This is a genomic window from Actinomadura spongiicola (genome assembly GCF_003432485.1).
Classification (GTDB): domain Bacteria; phylum Actinomycetota; class Actinomycetes; order Streptosporangiales; family Streptosporangiaceae; genus Spirillospora; species Spirillospora spongiicola.
This window is the reverse complement of sequence record NZ_QVNQ01000007.1, coordinates 182636-207140: the sequence shown is the minus strand read 5'-3', so window position 1 is coordinate 207140 and position 24505 is coordinate 182636. Positions and strand designations below refer to the sequence as shown.

The 24505-nt window shown below is 70.3% G+C and carries 21 protein-coding genes and 1 pseudogene; 11 read left to right on the top strand and 11 right to left on the bottom strand.

The genetic code is table 11. The annotated features are described in order from the left end of the window. Positions 1-7: 7 nt before the first annotated feature. The 4 genes and pseudogenes from D0T12_RS37440 to D0T12_RS22935 all read right to left on the bottom strand — a co-directional run. Positions 8-115 (bottom strand): annotated as a pseudogene (locus D0T12_RS37440) (hypothetical protein); the annotation flags it as partial. 139 nt (positions 116-254) lie between these two features. Beyond that, a complete protein-coding gene (locus tag D0T12_RS22945) occupies positions 255-1028 on the bottom strand; it encodes an anti-sigma factor family protein (RefSeq protein WP_117401749.1) in 774 nt (257 codons plus the stop codon). Then, a complete protein-coding gene (locus D0T12_RS22940; protein WP_117401748.1) occupies positions 1025-1597 on the bottom strand; it encodes a sigma-70 family RNA polymerase sigma factor in 573 nt (190 codons plus the stop codon). The genes D0T12_RS22945 and D0T12_RS22940 overlap by 4 nt, the downstream gene beginning before the upstream one ends. A 1143-nt stretch (positions 1598-2740) precedes the next feature. Beyond that, positions 2741-3577 (bottom strand): DUF4286 family protein, encoded by an 837-nt coding sequence (locus tag D0T12_RS22935; RefSeq protein WP_117401747.1) that lies wholly within the window; start codon positions 3575-3577, stop codon positions 2741-2743. A 538-nt stretch (positions 3578-4115) separates the two neighbouring features. Here D0T12_RS22935 and D0T12_RS22930 point away from each other — a divergent pair. The 3 genes from D0T12_RS22930 (at position 4116) to D0T12_RS22920 (ending at position 8107) form a co-directional block, all read left to right on the top strand. Beyond that, entirely contained in the window at positions 4116-5660 is a 1545-nt protein-coding gene (locus D0T12_RS22930) for an ABC transporter substrate-binding protein (RefSeq protein WP_117401746.1), read from the top strand. 384 nt (positions 5661-6044) lie between these two features. Then, positions 6045-7037: a zinc-binding dehydrogenase gene (locus D0T12_RS22925; RefSeq protein ID WP_117401745.1), complete on the top strand. Its 993-nt coding sequence runs from the start codon at positions 6045-6047 to the stop codon at positions 7035-7037. A 74-nt stretch (positions 7038-7111) separates the two neighbouring features. After that, positions 7112-8107: an RNA polymerase subunit sigma-70 gene (locus D0T12_RS22920; RefSeq protein WP_117401744.1), complete on the top strand. Its 996-nt coding sequence runs from the start codon at positions 7112-7114 to the stop codon at positions 8105-8107. Between the two features lie 61 nt (positions 8108-8168). On the opposite strand, the gene D0T12_RS22915 is transcribed toward D0T12_RS22920, so the two are convergent. Then, positions 8169-8621, bottom strand: coding sequence for a winged helix-turn-helix transcriptional regulator (locus D0T12_RS22915; protein WP_117401743.1), 453 nt, complete (start codon positions 8619-8621; stop codon positions 8169-8171). An 84-nt stretch (positions 8622-8705) separates the two neighbouring features. On the opposite strand from D0T12_RS22915, the gene D0T12_RS22910 reads away from it, so the two are divergent. Further along, positions 8706-9920 carry an MFS transporter gene (locus D0T12_RS22910; protein ID WP_233526236.1) on the top strand — a complete coding sequence of 405 codons (1215 nt, stop codon included), beginning with the start codon at positions 8706-8708 and terminating at the stop codon, positions 9918-9920. A 45-nt stretch (positions 9921-9965) separates the two neighbouring features. Here D0T12_RS22910 and D0T12_RS22905 read toward each other — a convergent pair whose 3' ends face one another. From D0T12_RS22905 to D0T12_RS22885, 5 genes are all read right to left on the bottom strand, one after another. Continuing rightward, complete coding sequence (locus D0T12_RS22905; protein ID WP_117401742.1) at positions 9966-10778, bottom strand: ABC transporter ATP-binding protein; 813 nt, start codon at positions 10776-10778, stop codon at positions 9966-9968. After that, on the bottom strand, positions 10775-11824 hold the full coding sequence (locus tag D0T12_RS22900) for a FecCD family ABC transporter permease (protein WP_117401741.1): 1050 nt from the start codon (positions 11822-11824) through the stop codon (positions 10775-10777). The genes D0T12_RS22905 and D0T12_RS22900 overlap by 4 nt, the downstream gene beginning before the upstream one ends. Next, positions 11821-12888 carry a FecCD family ABC transporter permease gene (locus D0T12_RS22895; protein ID WP_407642103.1) on the bottom strand — a complete coding sequence of 356 codons (1068 nt, stop codon included), beginning with the start codon at positions 12886-12888 and terminating at the stop codon, positions 11821-11823. The genes D0T12_RS22900 and D0T12_RS22895 overlap by 4 nt, the downstream gene beginning before the upstream one ends. After that, positions 12885-13916 (bottom strand): iron-siderophore ABC transporter substrate-binding protein, encoded by a 1032-nt coding sequence (locus D0T12_RS22890; RefSeq protein WP_233526235.1) that lies wholly within the window; start codon positions 13914-13916, stop codon positions 12885-12887. The genes D0T12_RS22895 and D0T12_RS22890 overlap by 4 nt, the downstream gene beginning before the upstream one ends. Positions 13917-14145: 229 nt before the next feature. Next, positions 14146-14919 carry an AraC family transcriptional regulator gene (locus D0T12_RS22885; RefSeq protein WP_117401740.1) on the bottom strand — a complete coding sequence of 258 codons (774 nt, stop codon included), beginning with the start codon at positions 14917-14919 and terminating at the stop codon, positions 14146-14148. Positions 14920-15002: 83 nt separating this feature from the next. Here D0T12_RS22885 and D0T12_RS22880 point away from each other — a divergent pair, with 83 nt between their 5' ends. From D0T12_RS22880 to D0T12_RS22850, 7 genes are all read left to right on the top strand, one after another. Next, positions 15003-15635, top strand: a complete 633-nt coding sequence (locus tag D0T12_RS22880) for a pyridoxamine 5'-phosphate oxidase family protein (RefSeq protein WP_117401739.1) — start codon at positions 15003-15005, stop codon at positions 15633-15635. 95 nt (positions 15636-15730) lie between these two features. Next, positions 15731-16309: a hypothetical protein gene (locus tag D0T12_RS22875; RefSeq protein ID WP_233526234.1), complete on the top strand. Its 579-nt coding sequence runs from the start codon at positions 15731-15733 to the stop codon at positions 16307-16309. Continuing rightward, entirely contained in the window at positions 16309-17697 is a 1389-nt protein-coding gene (locus D0T12_RS22870; RefSeq protein WP_117401738.1) for a hypothetical protein, read from the top strand. Before D0T12_RS22875 ends, D0T12_RS22870 begins: the two co-directional genes overlap by 1 nt. A 71-nt stretch (positions 17698-17768) precedes the next feature. After that, positions 17769-19004, top strand: coding sequence for a vWA domain-containing protein (locus D0T12_RS22865; RefSeq protein WP_117401964.1), 1236 nt, complete (start codon positions 17769-17771; stop codon positions 19002-19004). Between the two features lie 187 nt (positions 19005-19191). Beyond that, entirely contained in the window at positions 19192-20310 is a 1119-nt protein-coding gene (locus tag D0T12_RS22860) for an ATP-binding protein (protein WP_117401737.1), read from the top strand. Between the two features lie 49 nt (positions 20311-20359). Continuing rightward, on the top strand, positions 20360-23170 hold the full coding sequence (locus D0T12_RS22855; protein WP_117401736.1) for a DUF5682 family protein: 2811 nt from the start codon (positions 20360-20362) through the stop codon (positions 23168-23170). A 30-nt stretch (positions 23171-23200) separates the two neighbouring features. Further along, positions 23201-23581: a winged helix-turn-helix transcriptional regulator gene (locus tag D0T12_RS22850; protein ID WP_325050840.1), complete on the top strand. Its 381-nt coding sequence runs from the start codon at positions 23201-23203 to the stop codon at positions 23579-23581. 85 nt (positions 23582-23666) lie between these two features. Here D0T12_RS22850 and D0T12_RS22845 read toward each other — a convergent pair whose 3' ends face one another. Further along, positions 23667-24497 carry an NAD(P)H-binding protein gene (locus tag D0T12_RS22845; protein ID WP_117401734.1) on the bottom strand — a complete coding sequence of 277 codons (831 nt, stop codon included), beginning with the start codon at positions 24495-24497 and terminating at the stop codon, positions 23667-23669. Positions 24498-24505 lie beyond the last annotated feature (8 nt).

Genomic DNA, 24505 nt, shown 5'->3' with positions numbered 1-24505 from the left:
GCGGACATCACAGTTCACGCTTGATGAGCCGGCCGTCGACTCCGACCGCGAACCATTCTCCGTCGACGCCCTGCCCGCCGGAATCGCCCGGCTGCGCGTCGCCCGCGTAGTAGTAGAGCGGCCAATCACCTTAAGCGGACTGGAAGGTGGTCTTGTCCTGTCCCGTCGCGTTCCGCGGATTCACCCGCCCCACCCAAGAGAACGACAGCGCCCGGAACGGCGCAACCGGGCCGGGCGCTCTGTCGGACGTCGGGTCAGATCGGAATGGTGAGCAGGGTCCCTCCGCCTTCGATCCTCACCTCGAAGCGGTCGAGGTCCTTACGTTGGATCGGCGTGCCGCCATGGGTGATCAGCGGCTCCGGCGAGCCGGGCACTCCGTAGCCCTTCACCGGGACCTGCCAGGCGGTGACGACCGTTCGTTCACCGGTGCGGGACACCGCCTCCAACCGGCATCTGAGGGGCCCGCGGACGCCCTTCAACTCCAGCCCGACGTGCGTTCCCCAGCCCACGGAACTCAAGCCCACCAGGCCGTTCACCCCCGTCCTGGCGTCAGAGCCGGTGTGGCGCTCGCCGGAGACGACCAGCGCCTGGGCAGGACCGTGCCCGTGCCCACGCGCCGGGAGGCCGTCGCCGCCGAGGCCGGCGCCCACGGTGACGCCCGTGCCGATCAGCGCGGCCGCGGCCGCAGCGCCGATCACGTACGTCCCGCGCCGCCGGCGTCGATCGGACCGCCGCTCCCGGCGCAGAAGATCGATCACCTCGGCCGGGGGACGCTCCGATGCGGTCGCTGAGGCGGCCTCCGCCGCACCGGTCGCGCCGCCGACCTCGATCTCGCGATCCACGCCCTCGGTGGCGCCGGTGAACTCGCCGAGGCCGGAGAGCGCCTCGGCCATGCCGCTCATTTCGCCCAGTTCCTCCGCGCACGAGGCGCACTGCGCGAGATGCGTCTCGAAGGCGCGGCGGTCATCCTCCTCAAGCAGGCCAAGGGCGTAGGCGCCGATATCGGTGTGCTCGATCCGTGAGGTCATGCCGTCATCCCCCTTTCCTCCAGAGCGACGCGCAACGCGCGCAACGCGTAGTAGACGCGGGACTTGACCGTCCCCACCGGAATGCCCAGCACCTCGGCCGCCTGGTTGACCGAACGGTCGCGCAGCACGGTCTCGGTCAACACCTCCCGATGGGGAGCCGACAGCGTCTTCAGCGCCTCCGACACCACGACCTTGCGCAGGAGTCCGTCCATCTGGTCCTCCGTCGGCAGGTGCGCCAGGGCCCCGTCACCGACCTCGGGCGGCCGGATGTCCCGGGCTCGCCGATGATCAATCACGATACGCCGGGCGACCGTGGCCAACCAGGGCATCAGCGAGCCGGTCGAGCAGTCGAGCCGGTCCGCACCCTTCCACGCCCTGATGAAGGTTTCCTGAACGACGTCTTCGGCCCACTGCCGGTCGCCTGCGGTGAGCCGCATGACGAAGCTCGTCAGCGGCCGACGATACTCGCGGTACAACTCGGTGACGATGCGCTCGTCATCGGTTTCGGGCGCGGTCCGGGAAAAGCGGACGAGGTTCCTGAACCCGCCGTTGGTTCCTGCTGCTGCCATGGCCGAGCGTCTCCGGGTCTTAGAGGGTTGGCCCTAGAGGGACAGGCGGTCAGCAGACCGTACGATCTCGGCCGGACTCCCGGTTCAACGGATTTGAGGCTTTGTTAAGATCCTCTTAGGTTTTCGGCATCCCCCGGACGCCGCACAGCCCGGCGACCTCGGCGTCCTCCACCCATTCGGCCCCCTGCCCGACATCGGCCGTTTAAGGCCAAAGACCCGGGACGCGCCTGACCCGGCGCATCAGCGGTTCATACGCCCCGATCAGCGCACGAGTCGGCCAAGCGGCGATCATGCGGCCGATCGCCGACGGTTCGGCCACCGCGACGCCCGGCTCGCGAGTCGGCCGGCAGAGTCGGCGACAACGCTCACGATCATTCCGTCCACGACGTCTCCCCGTACCGCTGCACCAGCCGATCCTCCCATCGCCCGCGTCCTCAGCCACGGTCATCCATCCCCAGGGGTCGAGAGGGGGCAGAATGGGAGCGGTATGGGAACGGCTGGACCAGAGCGGGGCGGAACAGATCGACGCGGGATGGCACGAACGGCCTCGAAGATCCGGATGAACGGCACGGATCGGCATCATTCGTCGCCGTCCAGATCATCCTGATTGGACTGGTCGCCGACTCTCTATCCGCGGGTTCGGGGTTCAAGTCCCTGACGGCGCACTCGCCCACTCCTGTCCGCCGTACCTGTTGGGGTGGCTTCCCGTTTTTGTGGTGTCCTTTTGGGGGCGACGCCCCAACCCCCGATCTGGGGTCTCCCCCAGACCCCCTGGGGCTGCGGAACAGGGCATCGGGACATGCTTTGTGGGCCATGCCCCGTCGCAGTTGCGATTGCTCGACCTGCCGAGCGGGATGTGCTCGCGATCGAGCTTCAGCACGGTCGACCTGGAGATGGTCGCGTAGCTGGAAACTCCGGCGCCGACCTCAGGCGAGCACCTCTATGACTACTTTGACCGACGATGTGACCTCCTAGCGATTCAGCCCCCTGTTCCTCGGGCCGGGCCGCGTCGGCCCGGTCAGCGATCCGTCGCCCGCCCCCGCGATCTCCTCGTCATCACCCGCCTTCTGCAACACCAGCACGGGCGGAGACTTGACAGGTACATTTTGGATCTGGAGTTGGAGGGTGGCACGCCTTCTTGGCTCACGGTTGTCGGTGGGCTGCGGGTGGGGGTGGCGGCTGGGGGGTGGACGAGATGTGGCGGTACCAGAGGCGCCACGGTGTTGTGCGTCTGGTCCAGGAGGTGGGGCCCTGGGTCCACCAGGGGCCTTCCCGGCCCATTTTGCGCTGCGTTTCGGCGAGCAGTTCGTCGGTGTCGCCTGCCAGTTCGTAGACGACGAGGTAGAACGGGCAGCCGGGAGCCGGATGCTCCAGTGCGCGCCGCACCTTGTACCTGGTCCCGCGGCTGAGGCCCGCGTTGGACACTGCCTCGGGCATATGGGTGTTGGTGTAGAAGGCGTCGAACTCGGCCAGTTCGTCGTCGGCGATGTCGCTGGGCGGGTCGATCCCGATGATGTAGATCAGGTCCGGGGTGCCCGTCGAGGGCGCGGTCTCCGCGACCTTCTCGTAGACGACCCGCCAACGGGTGGTGAGCAGCTCCGGCCGGAACGGCGGGTCGGTCGAATAGGGCTCGCCGGCGGTCGTTGCGGTGAGGTACTCGGTGACCGCCTGCTCGTCCTGGACCTCGTAGGCCGTCAGGTACCCTCCGCCGAAGTCACCCCGTGGGTCTGGCCGGCGAAGGGCATAGCGGTGCGCGGCCGCGAAGCCCGAATGCCTGGAGAGGACTTCGGGGACGTGGGTCTCGTCGTAGAAGCGGTTGAAACGTTCGATGTCCGCTGGGTCTGAGCCGGCGAAGTCGAGAGCGATCCAGTACAGGAAATCGCTTGAGAAGGGTGCCGCAGGCGCTGCGCTCGGGCCTGGCGATAGATCGCCGCCGGAGTCCTCCCGGGGGATGAGTGGTTCGCTCGCGTGCGTGCTCATGCGACGGCCTCCGGGTGCTCGACTTGGGGGAACGTCCAGTGGTTGCGAGATCGCCGGTGGTGTCGGCGTCGTCCTCAGCCGTCCCGTGCAGAAGTCGGGTGCTGGGCCGACCGTTGGAGGTGGAGGACCGCTTCGCGGATCGAGATGCGGCTCACGGCGGTGAGCCGCAGGGCGATGGATCCGCAGGTCCCGTCCGACGCTCTGGCATGCGGTTCTCCTGGGTTTTGTATGACGTAATTCAGTCACACAACCATGCCGCGGTCAACCTTCAGCGGACGGGTCCACGCGTCGACGATGCGGCGTAATCAATGGTCATGGTCGATGAGGTGACCTTCTCAGCGGTCCACGTCCGGCCTCGTCATTGACGCTAGGTAGTACGTCTGCTTTGGTACGTCATACAAAGAGTTCGACTCTGCCGGGCAGGACGACCTTCTGTCCGCGTGCGTTCGCGGAGCGCCGCACCCACGGACGGCCACCGGCATCGTTCCGGGCAAGAGCTCCGATCCCACCCCCACCAGCGTCTTTCTAAGGAGGAAGGATGTTGAGTCGATCGGACGGCAAGGGGCACAGGAGGCGTCCCCGGATACTCGCGGCAATGGTGGCCGCCGTCATGGCCGCCGGCCTCGCGGCCGGATGTTCGTCAGAATCGGCGGACGGGGACGGGGGCTCGTCCGGCGGCACGCTGCGCGTCGGCGTGGTCGCCAGCACGATCTCCACCCTCGGCGCCTACACCAACCTGCGGTCGCAGGACTTCTACGTGCGCAACGCCGGGATGTTCGAGCCGCTCGCCCACCGGACGAAGGAGGGGCCCTCCAGGTGGGCGCTCGCCACCGGCATCACGCACAACGAGGACAACACCGAGTGGACGGTCAAGCTCCGTCCGAACGTCAAGTTCCACGACGGGTCCCCGTTCGGCGCGGACGACGTCGTCGCGGTCTTCAAGCGGCTCCTCGACAAGAAGAACGGGCTCATCGAGCGCAACTTCATCGACTTCATGGACCCGGACGGCATCGAGAAGGTCGACGACCTCACGGTGAAGTTCAAGCTGCCCAAGCCGTACGGGCCGTTCGAGTTCGCCGTCACCAACCGGACCATCATCTTCGACAAGATGGGATCAAAGCCCGAGCAGGCGATCGGGACGGGTCCGTTCAAGCTCGCCAAGTTCGCCCCCGGACGGGAGACGGAGCTCCAGAGGTTCGACGGCTACTGGGGGCCGAAGCCCAAACTCGACCGGGTCAAGATCATCAGTTTCAAGAGCGTTGAGTCGGCGACCAACGCGCTGATCGGCCGGCAGATCGACGCGAGCTCCAACGTCCTGCAGACCTCGCTGCCGACGATCGAGAAGACGCCGGGCCTGAAGGTCATGAAGAGCGACGACGTCCTGAAGGTCGGTATCTACATGCGCGCCGACAAGTCGCCCTTCGACGACGTGCGCGTCCGCCAGGCGATGCAGCTGATCATAGATCGCAAGCTCGCGCTGTCCAACGCCTTCGACGGCCTCGGGGTGCCGGCGAACGACCACCCGGGCTTCGGCACCTGCCTGCCTGACGTCCCCCAGCGTGTACAGAACCTCCCCCAGGCCAAGAAGCTGCTCGCGGACGCCGGGAAACCGAACCTCACCGTCGACCTCGAGACGCCCGCGAACAAGCCCGGCATGCTCCAGCTCGTCCAGCTCCTGTCCGAGGACGCCAAGAAGATCGGCGTGACCATCAACGTGAAGAAGATGGAGCTCGGCGCCTACCTGGAGAAGTGGGGCGAGCGGACGTTCTACACCAGTTACGACACGCGTCCCTACATGGAGGCCGTGGACGAGCAGATCAGCGCGGACGCCTCGTTCAACCACCAGCACTGGCACGACCCGGAGTTCGAATCGCTGGCCAAGAAGCTCTACGCCACCGCCGACGCGCAGGAGCAATGCGAGATCCAGAAGAAGATGAAGAAGATCGAATACGAGCGCGGCGCGAGCATCCTCTCCGCGTCGAACCCCGTCGTGAGCGTGTACTCCTCGAAGGTGCACGGCCTCGAACCGGAATTCCCCTCGGGGAACCTGTACCACTTCACCAAGGTCACCATCGACCAGTGAGCAGGTAGAACGGCGGCCCCCACGCGGAGGTATCTCCGCGTGGGGGCCGGTTTCGGTCGTGGCAGGTGTTTGCGTCGGGACGTGGGGCGGTGCCCCTGGCGGGGACGTGACGCAGTACGTGCACGGGTCGCATCAGGTCGTCTCTGTTGCAGGTCGCCCACGATCGCGGGCACGCCGACGATCACGCGGACCAGTAGGCCGAGTCTTTCAGGCGCTCCCCCCAACTCCTCGGACGCCTGCTCTCGGTATGCCTTGAGGACGGGGATGGTGACCGAATCGAGCCGAAGCAGGCCCCCGGGGGCAGGGTGCCGGCATCGGCCGATTCCTTTTCGTGGTGGCCGGGGTCTACATGAGGGAGACCAAGAAAAGAAAGGCTGATCGCCGATGGGCATTCCCCCGACCATGCGCGCGCTGCGGCAGACGTCCCTTGACGGGCCGCAGGACATGCGACTGATCATCGACGCGCCGGTGCCGAGTCCTGGCCCGGGCGAGGTTCTGATCCGCGTCACCGCCGCCGGGGTTAACTTCGCCGACGTCTCGAAGGCCCACGGCACGTTTCTGAACGGACCGCGGCCACCGTACCTGGCCGGTTTCGAGGCCGCCGGTGAGGTCGTCGCGGTGGGCGAGGCGGTGACCGGCCCGCGACCGGGGGCCCGCGTCGTCGGCGTCGGAACCGGCGCCTTCGCCGAGTACATGGTCCTGCCCGCGGCGGCGGCGATGCCGGTGCCGCCCGGCTGGACGGAGCAGCAGGCATTGGGCCTGGTCGTGAACTGGCCCACCGCGCTGGCCGCACTCAAGCCTCTGGGCGGCGTGACCGCGGGGCAGACCGTGCTGATCCACGCCGCGGCGGGCGCGACCGGCCAGGCCGCGGTCACCATGGCCCGGCATTACGGGGCGACGGTCATCGCCACCGCCTCGCCGGGCAAGCACGAGACGGTGCTGGCGTTGGGCGCGGACCATGTCCTGGACTCCCTCGACGGCGACATCGCCGCCGAGGTGTTGCGGCTGACCGGCGGCGCGGGCGCCGATGTGGTGCTGGAGTCGGCGGGAGGCGCCACCTTCGAGGCCAGCCTGGCCGCGGCCAAGCGGGTCACCGGCCGGGTCGTCGTCTACGGCGTGGCGGGAGGCGACGCCTCGATCACCAACTGGGAGCTGGTGTACCGGCACCAGGTCCACGTCATCGGCTTCAATATCGGCGTGCTGATCCAGGCCGCGCCGCAGATCTTCGGCGAGGTCATGGGTGAGCTGTCCGCGCTCATCGCCGCAGGCGTGCTCACTCCCGGTCGGCCCACCGCCTATGAACTGGCCGACGGCCCGAAAGTGCTCGCGGAGCTGGAAAGCAGGGCCACCATCGGCAAACTGGCCCTGCTGCCCTGAGAGAACCACAGCATCGAGTTCTCGACGAGGTCTGGTCGCGGAGGTTTCGTGGACCGAACCCCTAGGCTCGCGGCGTGACGTCGCGTCCGCGGGCAGCATCGGATCAAGACCGGTTCACCGCCGAGACCGAGCGGTTCCGCCGGGAGTTGTTGGCGCACTGCTACCGCATGGTCGGCTCGGCGCACGACGCCGAGGACCTCGTGCAGGAGACCTATCTGCGGGCGTGGCGGTCCTACTCCGGATTCGAGGGGCGGGCATCGCTTCGGTCCTGGCTCTACAAGATCGCCACAAACGTCTGCCTGACGGCGTTGAAGCCGCGTCCGATCCGGGTGCTGCCCTCGGGTCTGACGGGACCGTACGACGGACCCGATCGTCCGCCGAGTCCCGTCGCGGCGGGCGAGGTCTCGTGGCTGGAACCGCTGCCGGACGCATGGATCGCCCCGCCCGCCGACGACCCGGCGGCGGTGGTGGTCGAACGCGAGTCGCTGCGGCTGGCGCTCATCGCCGGCCTGCAGCACCTGCCCTCCCGCCAACGCGCGATCCTCATCCTGCGCGAAGTGCTGGCGTTCTCCGCGGCCGAGATCGCGGAGGTCCTCGGCACCACTCCGGCGGCGGTCAAGAGCGGTCTGCAGCGTGCCCGCGCCAGGCTCGACGAACTGGAGCCCGAGCCGGCGGAACTGCTCGAACCGACCGACAGGCGAGCACGCGCGCTGCTCGACGGCTACATCGCGGCCTTCGAGCGCTCCGACGCCGGCCTGCTGGAACAGGTGCTGCGCACCGACGCCACGCTGGAGGCCACGCCGTTCCGCGACTGGCAGGCGGGCCGGGCGATGTGCGTCCACATCCTGGACGCGTACGTGTTGGGCACACCGGGCGACTGGCGGATGATCGCCACCGCCGCCAACGGCCAGCCCGCCGCCGTCGTGTATCACCGGGACGCGGACGGCGTCCTGCGAGCCGACGGCGCCGTTGTGCTGGCCCCCACCGCCACCGGCGTCTCCCGCGTGGTCAAGTTCCACGATCCCGCGCTGGCCGCGACGTTCGGCTTCCCGGACGTGCTCGCGCACTGACCCGCCCGGCCTGCTCGAACGATCGCGACGGCGCTCCTTCCGGAGATCGGTGGAGTGCCGGTCAGGGGTGTCGTCGCACCGAGGTCGTGTCGCTCGTCAGTGGTGATCCGTCCGCCGCCGCGGGCAGGAGGTCGGGGACGCGGGCGCCGTCGCCGTCGACCAGGAGCGAGTGCGTCTCGTCCGGTTCGAAGGCGTGGCGCTCACCCCACTGCCGCAGTGTGACGATCACTGGGAACAGGTCCTTGCCCGCCTGGGTGAGCGCGTACAGACCGCGCCTGCCCGATTCGGCCCGCACCTGGGCGAGCAGGCCGCGGGCGGTGAGCTTGCGGAGCCGGTCGGTGAGGATGTTGCGGGCGATGCCGGTGCGCTGCTGGAAGTCGGTGAACGAGCGGGCGCCGTCCATGGCGTCGCGGATGATCAGCAGGCTCCAGCGGTCGCCGACGAGATCGACCGTGCGGGCGACCGGGCAGTTCGGGTCCGTCCACGCGGGGCTCCGCGGGTCGTCGCGCGTCATCGCTCCTCCAATGAGTTGCAGAATGCAACTATTCTGCCCTACCCTCCGATCAGTTGCAAACTGCAACTGAATGGAGGAGTGCCGGTGAAGTGGAGAACGAGGTCGCTGCTGGCGGCCGTGTGCGGGGTCGCGGTGGCCGGGGTCTACGCCGGGCAACCGGTTCTGGGGCCGATGGGACGCGATCTGGGCGTGCCGACCGGCTCCCTCGGCTGGCTCGTGGCCATCGGACAGCTCGGCTACCTGGCGGGACTGGTGCTGCTGGTGCCACTGGGCGACGTCCTCGACCGCAGGCGCCTGATCACCGTGCACCTCGCCCTGGTGGCGGCGGGGCTCGCGGTCACGGCGGTCGCCCCGCTCGCCTGGACGGCGTTCGCCGGACTGGCCGCGGCGGGGGTGTTCGCGGTGGTCGTGCAGACCACCGTCGCGTACACGGCGTCGATCTCCCCGCCCGGCGAGGCCGGTCGCAACCTCGGCATCGTGACCTCGGGCGTGGTGATCGGCATCCTTGGCGCGCGCATCATCGCGGGAGTCCTGGCGGACGTGTGGGGATGGCGGAGCATCTACCTGACCCTGGCGGTCCTCGCCGCCGTCCTCGCGGTGCTCGTCCGTACCGCGCTGCCCGCGGACGCCCGTCCGGACACCGCTGTGCGGTACGGGCGGCTCCTCCGGTCCTTCGGCGTGATGTTCACCCGGCCGGTGTTCCTCGGCCGCGGGCTGATCGCGTTCTTCCTGTTCGCCTCGTTCGGCGCGCTGTGGAGCGGCATGGCCCTGCCGCTGGCCGGCGCGCCCTGGCACCTCAGCCAGACGCAGATCGGGCTGTTCGGCGTCGCCGGGCTCGCCGGAGCGCTCGGCGCCGCCCGGTCCGGACGCTGGGGCGACGGCGGGCACGCGCGCCGGGTCACCGGCCTCGCGCTGGCACTCCTGGCCGTCTCCTGGGCCGCGATCGGACAGCTCACCTGGTCACTGCCGCTGCTGGTCCTCGGCGTGATCCTGCTCGACTTCGCCGTCCAGGCCGTGCACGTGAGCAACCAGCACACCCTCGCCGGCGCCTACCCCGGCCGCACCAGCACCGCCATCGGCGCGTACATGGTCTTCTACTCCCTCGGCTCCGCCGCCGGCGCCGCCGCGACCACGGCCCTGTTCGACGTCGCGGGCTGGACGGGGCCCACCGTCCTCGGCGCCGTACTCGCGCTCTGCGCACTCGCCACCTGGGCACTCAGCCCCAACCCCGCGCCCGCCGCAAGGCCATTGCCTTCGAAAAGCCCCACACCGGCCACGCGTCACCAGGCCAAGGCCTGATGGCGCCTGACCCCGCGCCATCTGGGCAGGTGGTGTCGCCGCCGGTCAGTGGTTCGGTGTTCGGATGTGGTGGCGGCCGATGGGGAGCATCAGGGGGCGACCGGTGAGGGGGTCTTCGATGATGCGGTTGTCGAGGTCGAAGACGGTGCGAACGGTGTCTTCGGTGAGGACTTCGGTCGGGGTGCCGCTGGAGTGGACGCGGCCGTCGGCGAGTGCGATGAGGTGGTCGGCGTAGCGGGCGGCGAGGTTGAGGTCGTGCAGGACCATCACGATGGTGGTGCCGCGGGTGCGGTTGAGGTCGGTCAGCAGGTCGAGGATCTCGATCTGGTGGCTGGCGTCGAGGAAGGTGGTGGGCTCGTCGAGGAGGAGCAGGTCGGTCCGCTGGGCCAGTGCCATCGCGATCCAGACCCTCTGGCGTTGGCCGCCCGACAGTTCGTCCACGGCCCGGTCGGCCAGATCCGTCGTCCGCGTCGCCTCCAGCGCCTCGGCCACCGCGGCGTCGTCCCTGCCGTTCCATCGGGAGAAGATTCCCTGGTGGGGGTGGCGTCCGCGGCAGACGAGGTCGAGCACGGTGATGCCCTCGGGCGCCACCGGCGACTGGGGCAGCACCCCCAGCGTGCGGGCCAGTTCCTTGGCGGGTGTGCGGTGCACCTCCCTGCCGTCCAGGACGACGCGGCCCGCCCGGGGTGTGAGCAGTCGGGACAGGGAACGCAGCAGCGTCGACTTCCCGCAGGCGTTCGCGCCGACGATGACCGTGATCTCGCCGGGCGGCACGGTCAGGTCGAGGGAGTCGATGACGGCGAGGTCGCCGTAGCCGAGCGTGAGGCCCTCGGCCGCCAGGGTGTGGGACGTGGTCACAGCGAGCCTCCGGCCCGATGGGTGCGGACGATCAGGTACACCAGGTACGGCGCTCCGAGGACGCCGGTGACGACCCCGACCGGGTAGCGGGTGTCGAAGGCGAACTGCCCGGTGAAGTCGGCGGCGAGGACGAGGAGGGCGCCGACGAGCCCGGCGGGCAGGAGCAGGGAGCCGCCCACGCCGACGAGCCGGGCCGCGATGGGGCCGGACAGGAACGCCACGAACGCGATCGGCCCGGCCGCCGCGGTGGCGAAGGCGATCAGGCCCACGGCGGCGACGATGACCGCGAGGCGGCTGCGTTCGGTCCGGACACCGAGCGCGGCGGCGGTGTCGTCCCCGAGCCGCAGCGCCGCCAGGTCGCGCGCCAGGGACAGCAGGACGGGGGTGAGCACGGCCACCGCGACGAGGGCGGGCAGTGCCTGCGCCCAGGTCGTGCCGTTGAGGCTGCCGGTCAGCCAGCGCATGGCCTCCTGGAGGTCCCACTCGGCGGCCCGTGACAGGACGTAGGAGGTGACGCTGTCGAGCATCGCGGAGATCCCGATGCCGATCAGGATGAGCCGCGTGCCGGCGACGCCGTCGCGGAACGCCAGCGTGTACATCAGCAGGGCGACGGAGAGCGCGGCGGCGATCGCCAGGACCGACACCTGGGTCCCGCCGAGCGACAGCGACACGATCGCGATCGCCGCCGCGGCGCTCGCCCCCGAGCTGATGCCGATGATGTCGGGGCTGGCCAGGGGGTTGCGGAGCATCGTCTGGAAGGTGACGCCGCCGAGCCCGAACGCGAAGCCCGCGGTGACGGCGAGGACGGCTCGCGGCAGCCGGAGCCGTCCGACCGTGAAGGACGCCCCGGGCACCTGCTCGCCGAGCACGACGCGGACCACCTCCCCGGGCGGGTAGAACGTGTGCCCGGCCATGAGGGTCACGGCGAACCCGGCGGCGACGAGCGCCGCCAGCGTCGCCATGACCAGCCGGCGCCGGGCGGCGCGCCGGCGGCGGCCGCGGGCGACGGTCTGGACGACGGTCACCGGGACAGCGGGGGCCGTCACAGCTCACGCACCTTCTGCCGGCGGACGATGTGGATGAAGAACGGGCCGCCGATCAGCGCGGTCACGATGCCCACCTCGATGTCCGCGGGGCGGGCCACCACGCGTCCGACGACGTCGGCGGCGGTGAGCAGCGCGGCGCCGGCCAGGGCGGAGAACGGCAGTAGCCAGCGGTGGTCCACGCCGACGAGCAGCCGGCACGCGTGCGGGACGACGAGCCCGACGAAACCGATCGGCCCGGCGACGGCCGTGGACGCGCCGCACAGCACGACGGCGCCGAGGGCGGCCACGGCGCGGACGACGGCGACGCGCTCACCGAGCCCGGCGGCGAGTTCGTCGCCCAGGGCCAGGGAGTTCAGCGCCCGGGCGGACAGCAGGCACAGCGCGAACCCGGCGGCGAGGAACGGCAGCACCTGCCCGATCCGTTCGTAGGACCCGCCGCCCACCCCGCCGATCTGCCAGAGCCGGAAGCCCCCGGCGATGTCGTTGCGCGGCAGCACGACCGCGCTGACCAGCGACGCGAACGCCGCCGACGTGGCGGCGCCGGCGAGCGCGACCTTGAACGGGGTGGCTCCGCCGCGTCCCAGGGATCCGACCGTGTACACGAAGACGGCTGAGCCGGCGGCGCCCGCCATGGCGACCCAGATGTACCCGGTCGGGGACGCGAGCCCGAAGAACGCGACCGCGGTGACCACGGCCAGGGACGCGCCCATGTTGATGCCCAGGATCCCGGGGTCGGCGAGCGGGTTGCGGGTCACGCCCTGCATGACGGCGCCGGACAGGCCGAGGGCCGCGCCGACCGTCACCGCGAGCAGGGTGCGCGGTATCCGCTTGGCCACCGCCGCCTGCCCGAGGGACTCGTCCGCGCCGCCGAGCGCCGTCCAGACGTCGGACCAGGCGACGTCGCGCGACCCGAAGACCACGGACGCCGCCATGAGCACCGCCAGGACCATGACCAGGACCACGAGCCACAGGACCCGGACGCGCGCCGGACGCCGCACGATGAGCGCGGCGTCCGGCGGACGGTCGAGGGCCACGGACCGGTCGGTGCGGACGGACGGCGTCACTTGACCTTGCCGGCGGCCTCGGCGAGCGCCGCGACGTAGTCCTCCAGCACCCAGGAGATCGCCAGGGGCGTCGGGTTCGCGGCGGTTCCGAGGGGCTTGCTCCCGGGCAGCATGTACACCGCGCCGCGCTCCACCGCCGGAATCTTCGACAGCAGCGGGTCCTTGTGCAGCTTCTGCAAGAGGCCGTCGTCGCCGTACCCGACGATGATGTCGACGTCGTCGAACGCGTCGATCTGCTCGGCGCTGCGCGTCAGCAGGAACTTGTCGGTGCCCTTGGACGCCTCGGCGACGCTGCCCGGAATCGTCAGCCCGAGGTCCTTGAAGAACAGCGTGCGGGTGTCGTGGGTGGTGTAGAAGCCGATCTGGCTCAGATCGTTGACGTCGACGTGCGCCAGGAACATCACCGATTTGCCCTTGATCTGCGGGTGCTTGGCGGCGACCCCGTTGATCTGGCCCTCCAGGTCGGTGATGAGCTTCTCGCCCTCGGCGGCGAGCCCGATCGCCTTGCTGTTGATCCGGATGATCTCGCGCCACGGTGTCGCCCACGGGGCGTCCGGGTAGGCCACCACGGGAGCGATCTCGCTCAGGGTGTCGTAGTCCTTCTTGGTCAGACCCGAGTAGCCGGCCAGGATCACGTCCGGCCTGGTGTCTGCGACGGCCTCGAAGTCGATGCCGTCGGTCTCGTCGAACAGCACGGGCGTCTTGGCGTTGAGGTCCTTCAGCCGCTTGTCCACCCACGGCAGCAGTCCGTCGCCGTTGTCGTCGCCGAAGTCGGCGGACGCCATGCCGACCGGGACGACGCCGAGCGCCAGGGGCACCTCATGGTTGGCCCAGTTGACCGTCGCGACCCGCTTCGGCTTCTCCTCGATGGTGACCGTCCCCAGCGCGTGCTTGATCGTCATGGGGAACGCGCCGGCTTCGGCGCTCGCGCCGCTCTTCTTCGTCTCCTTGGAGTCGCCGCAGGCCACGAGGCCGCCCAGCAGGACGACCAGCACCGCGATGACGCGAAGGCCGTGTAGACGCTTCACTCCGTACTCCACTCCCAGAAATCCGTTGGTGCCGGCCCTCGCACGTCTGGATCGCGGGTGTGCGTCCGTGGAGCGGTACACCGTACTGCCGCAAACCGCGCCTAGTTAGGCAAGGCTTACCTTGCTCGCACCTTAGAAGAGGCGAACGGTCTGTCGCAATCACTCGTTTTGGACATCCGTTGTCGAGATTCGGACACCGCGGGCGGCGCGGTACGGCGTGCCGGACGGGTCAGGGCGCGCGGAACGCTCCCGGGGTCAGCCCGGTCGTCCGCCGGAACGCGGCGCCGAACGCGCTCGCCGAGCGGTAGCCGACCTCCTCGGCGACGGCGTCGATCTCCCGACCTCGGGCCAGCAACTCGATCGCATGCTGGGCGCGCACCCTCGCGACCCACCGCACGAAGCTCATGCCCGTCTCGTCGTTGAACGCCCGGCTGATCGTACGGGCGCTCACACCCAGCCGGACCGCCCAGTCCGCCAGCGTCCGCCGATCGCCCGGATCGCTCCGGACGGCGTCGGCGATCGGCCGCAACAACTCGCCGGCGGGCATCCGCACGAGCAGCTCACGCGACGACGGGACGAGGACGTCCACCACCATCGCCTCGGTCACCGCCCGCGACTCGGACGCCAGTTCCGTGTCGGCGAGCCGCTCCAGCAGCAACCGCAGGAGCGGCGTGATCTCGACACCGACCGGCGTCGGGGAGATGGAGGACGTGGCGCCGAATCCGAAGAATCCGGCCCGGCACCGAGTGCCCGCGGGCGCCGAGCCGGAATGCAGCGTGCCCGCGGGCATCCACAGGCCCACGGTGGAGGTGACCGTCCAGACCCGCGACCCCACCACGAACGTCGACGCGCCCCACTCGTTCCAGAGAAGCTCATGGAACGGATGGGAATGCTCGTTCCAGACGATGTCGCGGGTGAAGTCCTCGGCCCAGCTCTGGATCGCCGACGGCATCTCGACCGGCCCCGCCGCCAGGGTGGGCAGCGCGCGGAACTCCCTGGTCACGGAAGTACACGGTCGGACATAAGCGGCATTCTAGGCAACGTGGCGGCGGGGTGGCGGAGCGGGCCTGCCCTAGTGTGGGGCCCGTGAAGCCCTCCGAGATCCAGACGGTGCGCACCGAGGCCGAACTCCGGGAGATCATCAGGCCGCCCGCGCAGCACATCTGGGACAAGGACATCGGCCGGATCGACGAACACGCGCGCACGATCATCGCGCACTCGCCGTTCGTCCTGCTGGCGACCTCCAACCCGGACGGGACCTGCGACGTCTCGCCTCGCGGGGACCCCGCCGGATCGGTGCTCGTCCTGGACGACCATCGGCTGGCGCTCGCCGACCGTCCCGGCAACCACCGGGTCGACAGTCTCCGCAACGTGCTGCACAACCCCCATGCCGGGCTGCTGTTCATCGTGCCGGGAATGAACGAGACGCTGCGCGTGAACGGTCGCGCGACGCTCGTCTCGGACGCGCCGTTCTTCGACGACCTGACCGTCAAGGGCAAGCGACCGCGCCTCGCCCTCCTCGTCGACGTCGACGAACTCTATATGCACTGCGCGAAGGCGTTCCTGCGCGCGTCCCTGTGGGATCCCGAAACCTGGCCGGACCGCAGCACCCTGCCCTCCCTCGGACGGATCGCCAAAGACCACCTGGACCTCCAGGAGATGTCCGCGGAATCGATCGACAAGGAAATCGCCCGCGACGCCCGAACAAACCAGTACTGACCTGCGGCTCCCCCAGCGGCTCGACCGGCTTCGCCCGCCACAGGCCAGGCAGCGACCCGCCACCCCGGAGCATCGCGGCCGGACGTTCGAGATCCATGACAGGTGGGCGGCGGATTCTGTCGGTGGCGGTCGACATCATCGGACGCGTCATCGCGACGGGCGACCGGAGGGCGTGGGTCTTGGACGAGGACGACGACGCGTGGGAGCGGCGCAGCACCGTGAGGGTGGTGCCGCCCGTCCAGGCACGGAAGCTTGCGAAGGTGCCGTTCGTCGAACTGGCGGACGGTCGGTTGCAGGGCGTGGTGTCGAGCGGGTCCGACGCGGCCCGCGTGTACGTCTCGTCCATCACGGCCGGAACTCACGGCAACAGTTGCAGCACCAACAACAACCGGCCGTGCGGCGGGCTGACCGATCTCTATCTGTGCAAGCACCTCGACGCGCTGGTGACGGAGGGCATCCGCCAGTACGGGCAGGAACGGGTCGCCCGCTATCTGCGCGTCGAGGTCGGCGAGGGCAAGGACCTCATCGACTGCCTGAACAGCCACAAGGACCCGGCGCCCGCGGCGGCGGTGTTCAGCCGGTTCCTGCGGCATCTCGCCTACCTGGAGGTACCGGAGAGCACCGAGCCGGTTCCCGAGTTGCACTGGTTCCCGGCGGCGGGGGCGGTGGGCTGATGCTCGCGGTGCAGTTGCGGGAACTGGTCGGAGCGCCCGAGGCCGTCGATGAGGCGCTCGACCTGGTGGCCGGGTTCGACGGCTCGCTCACCGGCGGTCTGGGGCGGATGGGCGACCGGCAGGCGGCGGCGCTGTCGGCCTTCGCGGGCGCGCTGGCCGGCTCGCCGCTCGGCGGGCCGGTGGGCGAGGCGGCCGGGAAGGTGGTCGCCGGGTCGATCGGCGACGACCGGCTCGCGACGCTGGCGGGCGGACGGGCCGCGCTGCTCGGCGCCGTCCACGACGCCCTGCTGGAACGCCTCGACGGCGCACTGGGCAGGTCAAGGTCGCCCTGGGAGGATCGCGCCGGGGAGCCCGGCGCCGTGACGCCGGAGAATCTGCTGGCCGGGGCGCGGTCGTGGCTGCACGAGCTGGCGATCGCCGGGTGGCGCGGCGTCGACCACGATCTGGTCTCGGCGGCCGGGCGGACGATCGAGGGGCTGTGGGGCGAACCGGCGTCGCGGCGGCTCGCGGTCCTGCTCGACGGGCTGGCCTCGGAGCTGCGGGCGTCCTGCCCGGTCGCGACCATGGAGCGCGTGCCCGAGCGGCGCTGGGCCGACCTGTGGACGCGGGCCGTCCTGCTCGCCCGCGCCGGGTCGTGGACGGGCGACGCGGAGCCGGTGTCGGGACGGTTACTGGTGCTGGGCGTGGACGTCCACGAGCATGGAACGGCCGTCCAGGTGCAGGTCCACGGGGTGCTGGAGCCCGCGGACGGCGGCGAGGCGCGGCTGGTGCGGGCCGGTGTGGCGGCGGCGAAGGTCGACACGATCGTCGGCCCGGCGGTGTGGCGGCTGCTCAACGCCTATCCCGTGCTCCTGGCGGCGCTGGCCGAACGGCGCGTCCTGGACGTGACGGACATGCCGCTGACCGCCGGCGGCGACCTGCTCTGGCGAGAGGACGCGGCGCGGGCCGGAGAGCCCGCCGACCCGTTCACCACGGCCCGGGTCCGGCTGGGCGGGGCGACCGCTCCCTCCGTCCCGCCGCTGGACCGGCACCCGGTGCGCATCGCCGAGCCGGTGCTGCTGGAGGGATATCGGTACGCCGATGGTGCCGTCTCGCTCGACGGCACCAGCCTGGAGATCGACGCCGGTCGGCTGCCGGCGTGCGGACCGATCACACCAGCGCTGGTAAAGGCGTCCACGGCCTGCATCGGACTGGTGCGCTGGGACGGCGGCCGGTGGCTGCTCCAGCCCCTCGCGCTCCAGGCCACGGTCAGGAAGAAGCCGGTCGAGGCGCACACGGGTGACTGGGCGCTCGGCCCGACGGATCCGAAGGTCGTGAAGGCCGAGGCCCGTGCCGGTGACGCCGTGGCCGTGCTACGCGAACGCGCGGGAAGGCTGCTGCGGAAGTGACCGGGATAGAGGGCGTCGAGGCCGGGGAAGGGCCGGACGCGAATCGGCGGCAGGTGCTCTACTGGCGGCTGATGGCGCGGCTGTTCGCGTCCGACGAGCAGCCCGCGCTCGAATCGGCCAGTGTCGCGATCGTCGACGACCTCGGGTTGCCTCCGGCGCTGCTCGACCCGGGCGTCTCGATGGACAACGTCTTCCAGCGGTTCCCCGAGCTGGAGCCGGAGTTCGACGGCCTGTTGGCGCCCGCGGACGACTCCGGTGGCTCCGCCATGCGGGTGCGGCGGGCCGCGCTGGTGTCGAAGTTGCTGCTCAACGTGTTCGCGCCCTGTAATGGCAACGGCAACGTGACGGCGACCCAGCTCGCGGCCTGGCAGAAGGACGCCTCATGTCTGAAGGCGACGCTCGGTGAGGAGGGCGCACAGGAACTCGCGGGAACCCTGTCGGAGATGGAGGGTGACCTCGTCAAGCGGATGGCGTTGCGCGAGGTACTGGCCGATTCGAAGCTGGCGGGCAAACTCACGCCGAGCATGTCGCTGATCGAGCAGCTGCTACGGGACAAGGCCAACCTGTCGGGGGTGGCGCTGGCCAACGCCAAGTCGCTGATCCGACGATATGTCGACGAGGTCGCCCAGGTGCTGCGCACGCAGGTGGAGAAGTCCTCGTCGGGGACGATCGACCGCTCCGTCCCGCCGAAGCGGGTGTTCCGCAACCTCGACATCGACCGCACGATCTGGAAGAACCTCACCAACTGGAGCCCCGAGGACGAGCGGCTCTACGTCGACCGGCTGTTCTACAAGCAGACCGCCAAGCGCACCACGCCCGCGAAGATGATCGTGGTGGTGGACCAGTCGGGCTCGATGGTCGACTCGATGGTGAACTGCACGATCCTGGCGTCGATCTTCGCCGGGCTGCCGAAGGTGGACGTCCACCTGATCGCCTACGACACGCGTGCGCTGGACCTGACGCCATGGGTCCACGACCCGTTCGAGATGCTGCTGCGCACCAAACTCGGCGGTGGCACCGACGGGCGGGTGGCGATGAACATGGCCCGTCCGAAGATCACCGATCCGCGCGACACGGTGATGGTGTGGATCTCGGACTTCTACGAGTCCGACCCCCCGCAGCTGTTCGAGGGGATCGAGGCGGTGCACCGGTCGGAGGTGAAGTTCATCCCGGTCGGGTCGGTGACCAGCTCAGGCACCCAGATCGTGAACCCGTGGTTCCGGGAGCGCTTCAAGCGGCTCGGCACCCCGGTGATCTCCGGCCGCATCCAGAAGCTGGTGGACGAGCTGAAGAACTTCCTCCCGTGACCCCCGCGACGGCCGGGCTCTCGGCCGCGTGCTCGCGCCTCCGGACAAGAACCGTTCCCGAAGAACCGGCCTTGTCAGAACTCTGACCGCCCGAGGGCGGGGCCGTATCCGGAGAGCCGACCCGCCGGAGAGCCCCGCCGCACCGGGAAGCCTCATCTGCCCGACGTCCCGAAAGACGAGGAGAGCGATGTCCGACGAACTGCTGCGCGCCCCCGCCGAGGCCAAGTACGCCGAGGAGCTCGACTACCTGGAGTCGGTCGACGACGGTCCCAAGCCGTTCGCCTGGCGGCTCAGCCCCCGGATGGTGCGGCTGTTCGTGCTCGGGTCCGAGCGCTCGGACGGCCTCGACCGCGAGATCGGGCAGAAGTGGTTCGGCGACCGGAGCTTCGTCGAGCGCGCCATCGTCACGCTGGCGTCCGACCGCGGTCTGCTGCTGATCGGCGACCCCGGCACCGGTAAGAGCTGGCTGGCCGAGCTGCTGTCCGCCGCGATCTCCCGCGACTCCACCCTGGTCGTCCAGGGCACGGCCGGCACGACCGAGGACCACATCAAGTACTCGTGGAACGTCTCCATGGTGATCGCCAAGGGGCAGTCCCGGGAGTCGCTGATCCCGTCCCCGATCATGACCGCGATGGAGCGGGGCGTGATCGGCCGGTTCGAGGAGCTGACCCGCTCCACCAGTGACGTCCAGGACGCGCTGATCTCCATCCTGTCGGAGAAGTACGTCTCGATCCCGGAGCTGGACGATGACAACATCGTCTTCGCCAAACCCGGTTTCTCGATCATCGCGACGGCCAACAGCCGGGACCGCGGCGTCAACGACCTGTCGTCGGCGCTGAAGCGGCGGTTCAACTTCGTCCGCATCCCGGTGGTGACCAACAAGAAGAGCGAGGCGGAGATCGTCCGGTTCCGCACGGCGGAGCTGATGCGGCGGCACTCGATCGAGCTGGACGTCCCGCCGACGCTGCTGGACATCCTGCTGCAGAGCTTCGCCGACCTGCGCGCCGCGTCCACCTCGGCCACCAGCGACGACGAGAAGCTGGAGTCGGCGCTGTCCACGGCCGAGCAGATCGGCGTGCTGGAGGACGCGATCCTGCACAGCCAGTTCTTCGGCGACCGCGCCCTGAAGGCCGAGACCCTGGCGAGCTCACTCGTCGGATCACTCGCCCGCCGCTCCCCCGAGGACCTCGCCGTCCTCAACAAGTTCTGGCATGGAGTGGTCGAGCCCCGTGGCCGCAAGGACGAGGGCGGCCCCTGGGAGGGCTTCCTGGAAGGCGGGCGCGAAGCGATCGCGAAGCTGTCGTGACCGAGCCCGTCATGACCGAGCCCGTCATGATCGAGAGAGGGGGGCAGGGGTGAGCGAAGTCGGAGTCGACGCCGCGACCGGGCCGTTCGGAGCGTTGCGGGAGCAGTTGTCGGGGGCCGCCGAGGAGTTCGCCGGTGGGCCGCGCGGGCTGCCGGACATTCTCGCCGGGCTGGTGGACGACGTCGACCGGGCGCTGCGCGAGGAACTGGAGATCTTCCCGGTCTGCCATCACTCGCCCGCCTCGGCGCTGGCGATGGCGCGGCGGCTGCGGGAGAAGCAGCCGCGGGTGATCTACCTGGAGCTGTGCGAGGACCTGCGTCCCCTGCTGGACGAGCTGCGCAACTGCCGGCTGCCCGTGGCGTTGCAGGCGTTCGCGTCCGAACTGGACGGCTTTCCGCAGGACCAGGCGCCGCTGAGCGTGGTCGCGCCGATCACCGAGGCATCGGCCGAGTACCAGGCGATCGCCTACGCCCTGGAGACTCCGGACGTGGAGCTGGTGCTGGTCGACCGTTCGTCCGACCACGTCTTCCAGTGGCAACCCCTGGACCTTCCCGACGAGTCGCCCGCCCGATCGGGTGAGGACGAGGAGGACGGGGCCCTGCACGGTGACGCGGTCGGGATCGAGATCGGCGATCTGCGTCCCGGGTTCGCCGAGCTGGAGGAGCATCTGCTGCGGCACGGCAAGGTGCGGCACTGGTCCGAATGGTGGGACCAGTACGTCGAGCAGCCGCTGACGGGCGCCGACTACGACACCTACCGGCAGGTCATGGTGCTGATCGGCAGCCTGTTCCGGCGGCTGCGGCCCGGCGACGACCGGCGCCTGACCACCGACGAGGACCGCGAGCGGTACATGTGGACGCGGATCCGCGAGCATCTCGCCTCGTCCGGCGCCGACCCGTCCCGCTGCCTGCACGTGTGCGGCGCCTTCCACGCCTCCAGCCGCGTGGAGCAGTTCGGGCTCCGGTCCACGGCGGGCTTCGACATCGCGCCGCGCACCGCGACCCGGTGGCAGTACGGGCTGATCCCGTCCAGTCACTCGGCGATCGAGGCACAGTTCGGGCTGGCGCCGGGCTCGGTGTCGGTCGCCGCGACGACCTGGGAGAAGGCGCTCAAGCGTACGCGGGTCAAGCCGTTCCGCCTGGCCGGGCAGCGCGGCACGCGCAAGACGGCCGCGCCGAAGCCGGCGGCGCCCGCCCCCTCGGCTCCGGTGGCCGACCGGCTGAGCGGGTTCCTGTCGAACGCGCCCGCGCCGGACGGTCTGGACGAGGCCGAGCTGCTCGGCTGGTCCGTGGACATCGTCCGGCTGGCGCGCCGCAACGGCTACCTGTCCAGCACGGCCGACGCGATCGCGGTGTTCGAGACGTCGATGCTGCTGGCCGGGTTGCGGGGGCGCGCCCGTCCCACGCCGTACGACTTCCAGGACGCGGCGATCACCTGTATCGAGAAGGACGCCGTGCCGGGCCGCCGCGACGTCCGGCGGCTGTGCGAGATCCTGCTCGGCGGCGACCGGATCGGCCAGGTCGCCTACGAGGCGCTCCCGCCGCTGGCGAAGGACGTCTTCGACCGGCTCCGTCCGCTGGGCCTCGCCCTGGACAAACGCCAGATCCAGCGGGCCCTGCTCGACTTCGCGACCGAGCCCGACCTCGAACCCTGCTCCGACCTTCTGTGGGTTCTGCGCCGCCTTCTGCCCGACGACGCCGTCCGTCCGATCATGGGCTCGCGCCGCCTGGGCGAACGCCCCATCCAGGAGAGCTGGGACCTGGCGATCGGCCGGAACCAGCGCCACCTCGTCGAACTCGGCTACGAGGGCGTCACCGTCGAGCAGGTCTTGGAGCAGCGACTGCGCAAATCCGTCCACGACCCGAAGGCGACGGCCGCCACGGCACTCGAAGCGGTCGAGGAATCCCTCCTCTACCTGCGCAGCCGCCGCTTCACGAACGAACTCGGCGCCCGCGCGGTCGAACTGCTTTCGAGCGAACGCACCGTGGACGACGCCCCCGAGGTTCTGCGCCGCGTCCGCCGGCTCCTCACCCACTACAGGGCGACGGAACCGGCTCTTCCGCGCTGGTGCGAGGATTTCGTGACCACCGGCTACGCCCACTACTGCACGCTGCTGCCCACGGCGTTCACCGACGACGACACCGGCGTACGGCAGGTCGCGGCGATGCTGGGCTTCCTGGTCAGCCTGGAAAGCCTGGCGATCTCGCTGGGGTGCGACCACACCCAGCTGGAACTGGCGGTCAAGCAGTCCCATCCCGAGGACCCGGCCAAGGTCGCCCTGCTGTGGGCGGCCGAGTCCCAGCTGGGCCTGCGCCCGCTCGCCGACCTGCGTCGCCGCTGCGACGACCTGCTGGACAACCCCATGCTGGTCGGCGCGTTCCCGCAGTACCTGAGCGGCTTCGTGCAAGCCTTGGACGCCGTCCCGTCGCTCTCCCCGCTGGTCGTGGAGCTGCTGTCCAAGGCGTTCGGCCGCCTGCCCGACACGATCCTGCTGCCCTGGCTGCCCAGGTTGATCACCACGCTCAAGGAGCAGGCCGCGGAGATGCTCCCCGTCCTGATCGGCGAGGCCGACCGCACCTTCCCGGCCACCCTCCCGGCCGTGGACGCCTGGACACCTCCCTGGACTCCTTCCCCGGAACCTCCCGGGTCCCTGCGAGCGGCCCCGACCAACACTGCTGTGGCAGCGCTCCTGGCCACGCACCGTGAGCCCGTTTCCGCGACGGCGGCCCTGCTGGGCCACGACCCGTCCTGGCCGAACCCGGCGGACACCACGGCGACCGCGCTCCCACCCGCGGTCGCCTCGCTCATACGCGCCCACCCGCGAACAGCCGAAGCGGCCGCCGCGATCCTTACCCCCTAACCGAACGCGCACCAGGCCCGCCAAGCCTGGGTGCGCGCCGGCGACAAGGAACCTAGGAACTCGCCACCACAAGCCCGCCCGAGTGAGCACTGGTTCCGCCGTCCTCGGGCGGAGCCGGTGGCCCGCCGTTCGTCAAGGCGATCCCGCACCTGGCTCCCGTATTCGCGGCGGCCGTTGATGAAGCGGACGCTGCGCAACCTGGAACGGGACGGGATGCTGGTCCGCACGGTGTACCCGACCGTCCCTCCGAAGGTCGAGTACACCGCCACCGCGATGGCCCGCGAACTGAAGGGCGCCTTCGAACAACTCGCGGCGTGGGCGTTGCGCCACCAGGACGCGATCGGCGCCGCCCGGGACGCCTATGACCGTGCGCACACGAAGCCCGTCGCGGTCGGCACGGAAACGCGCTGAGCTGAGCGCACCACGGCACCTGGCGCAATCGAGGCAGGTGCCGTGACGCGGCGGCCGGTGCGTCGAGGTCCCTTGCGCGGGGACTTCAGCGGAAGTCGTCCGCGTGGGCCCGTGCCCACTGCTCGAAGGTGCGGGGCTCGCGGCCGGTGACCTCGCGGACGGTCGGGCGGACGATCGACTCGTCGAGTGAGCCGTTGACGTAGAAGTCGAAGAACGCGTCCACGTACTCGGCGGGCATGTCGGCGAGCATGTCGGCGCGCGCCTCCTCGTTCGTCAGGCCCACGAACCTCAGGTCGCGGCCGAGGACCTCGCCCAGCACCGCGACCTGCTCGGCGGGCAGGATCGCGACCGGGCCGGTCGGCCAGAGGATCTCGCCGTGGTACTCGTCCGACAGCAGCGCGCGGGCGGCCACGGCCCCCAGGTCGTACGGGTCGATGGTCGCCGTGGGGAGGTCCGGGAACGGGACCCTCACCTGGTCACCGGACTTCAGCTGCGGCAGCCAGCGCAGAGCGTTGGACATGAAGGCGCTCGGCCGCAGGAACGTCCACGACAGTCCGGACTCCCGCACGGCGGTCTCGGACGCGGCCATGTACCGGGTCACCGCGTTGGTCATGTCGCCGAGCCCGGCGGAGCCGCCCGACAGCAGCACGACGTGCTCGACTCCCGCGCGGCGGGCCTCGGCCAGCAGGCCCGGCATGTCCGCGTACCCGGGGAGCAGGAACACCGCTCGGGCCCCCTCCAGGGCCCCGGTCATGCTCTCGGGACGGTTGAGGTCGCCGGTCACGGCTTCGACGCCGTCCGGCAGCGGTGTCGCGTCCGGTCTGCGCACCAGCGCCCGGACGGGTCGGCCGGCCGCGGCCAGGGCCCGGACCACCTCGGAGCCGACATTGCCCGTCGCGCCCGTCACCAAGATCATCGCATCGT

Excerpts from the sequence above, each read along its gene's own strand:
- D0T12_RS22945 (WP_117401749.1), bottom strand. The coding sequence starts at position 1,028 with ATGACCTCACGGATCGAGCACACCGATATCGGCGCCTACGCCCTTGGC.
- D0T12_RS22940 (WP_117401748.1), bottom strand. The coding sequence starts at position 1,597 with ATGGCAGCAGCAGGAACCAACGGCGGGTTCAGGAACCTCGTCCGCTTT.
- D0T12_RS22935 (WP_117401747.1), bottom strand. The coding sequence starts at position 3,577 with ATGAGCACGCACGCGAGCGAACCACTCATCCCCCGGGAGGACTCCGGC.
- D0T12_RS22930 (WP_117401746.1), top strand. The coding sequence starts at position 4,116 with ATGTTGAGTCGATCGGACGGCAAGGGGCACAGGAGGCGTCCCCGGATA.
- D0T12_RS22925 (WP_117401745.1), top strand. The coding sequence starts at position 6,045 with ATGGGCATTCCCCCGACCATGCGCGCGCTGCGGCAGACGTCCCTTGAC.
- D0T12_RS22915 (WP_117401743.1), bottom strand. The coding sequence starts at position 8,621 with ATGACGCGCGACGACCCGCGGAGCCCCGCGTGGACGGACCCGAACTGC.
- D0T12_RS22875 (WP_233526234.1), top strand. The coding sequence starts at position 15,731 with ATGACAGGTGGGCGGCGGATTCTGTCGGTGGCGGTCGACATCATCGGA.
- D0T12_RS22870 (WP_117401738.1), top strand. The coding sequence starts at position 16,309 with ATGCTCGCGGTGCAGTTGCGGGAACTGGTCGGAGCGCCCGAGGCCGTC.
- D0T12_RS22865 (WP_117401964.1), top strand. The coding sequence starts at position 17,769 with ATGGCGCGGCTGTTCGCGTCCGACGAGCAGCCCGCGCTCGAATCGGCC.
- D0T12_RS22860 (WP_117401737.1), top strand. The coding sequence starts at position 19,192 with ATGTCCGACGAACTGCTGCGCGCCCCCGCCGAGGCCAAGTACGCCGAG.
- D0T12_RS22845 (WP_117401734.1), bottom strand. The coding sequence starts at position 24,497 with ATGATCTTGGTGACGGGCGCGACGGGCAATGTCGGCTCCGAGGTGGTC.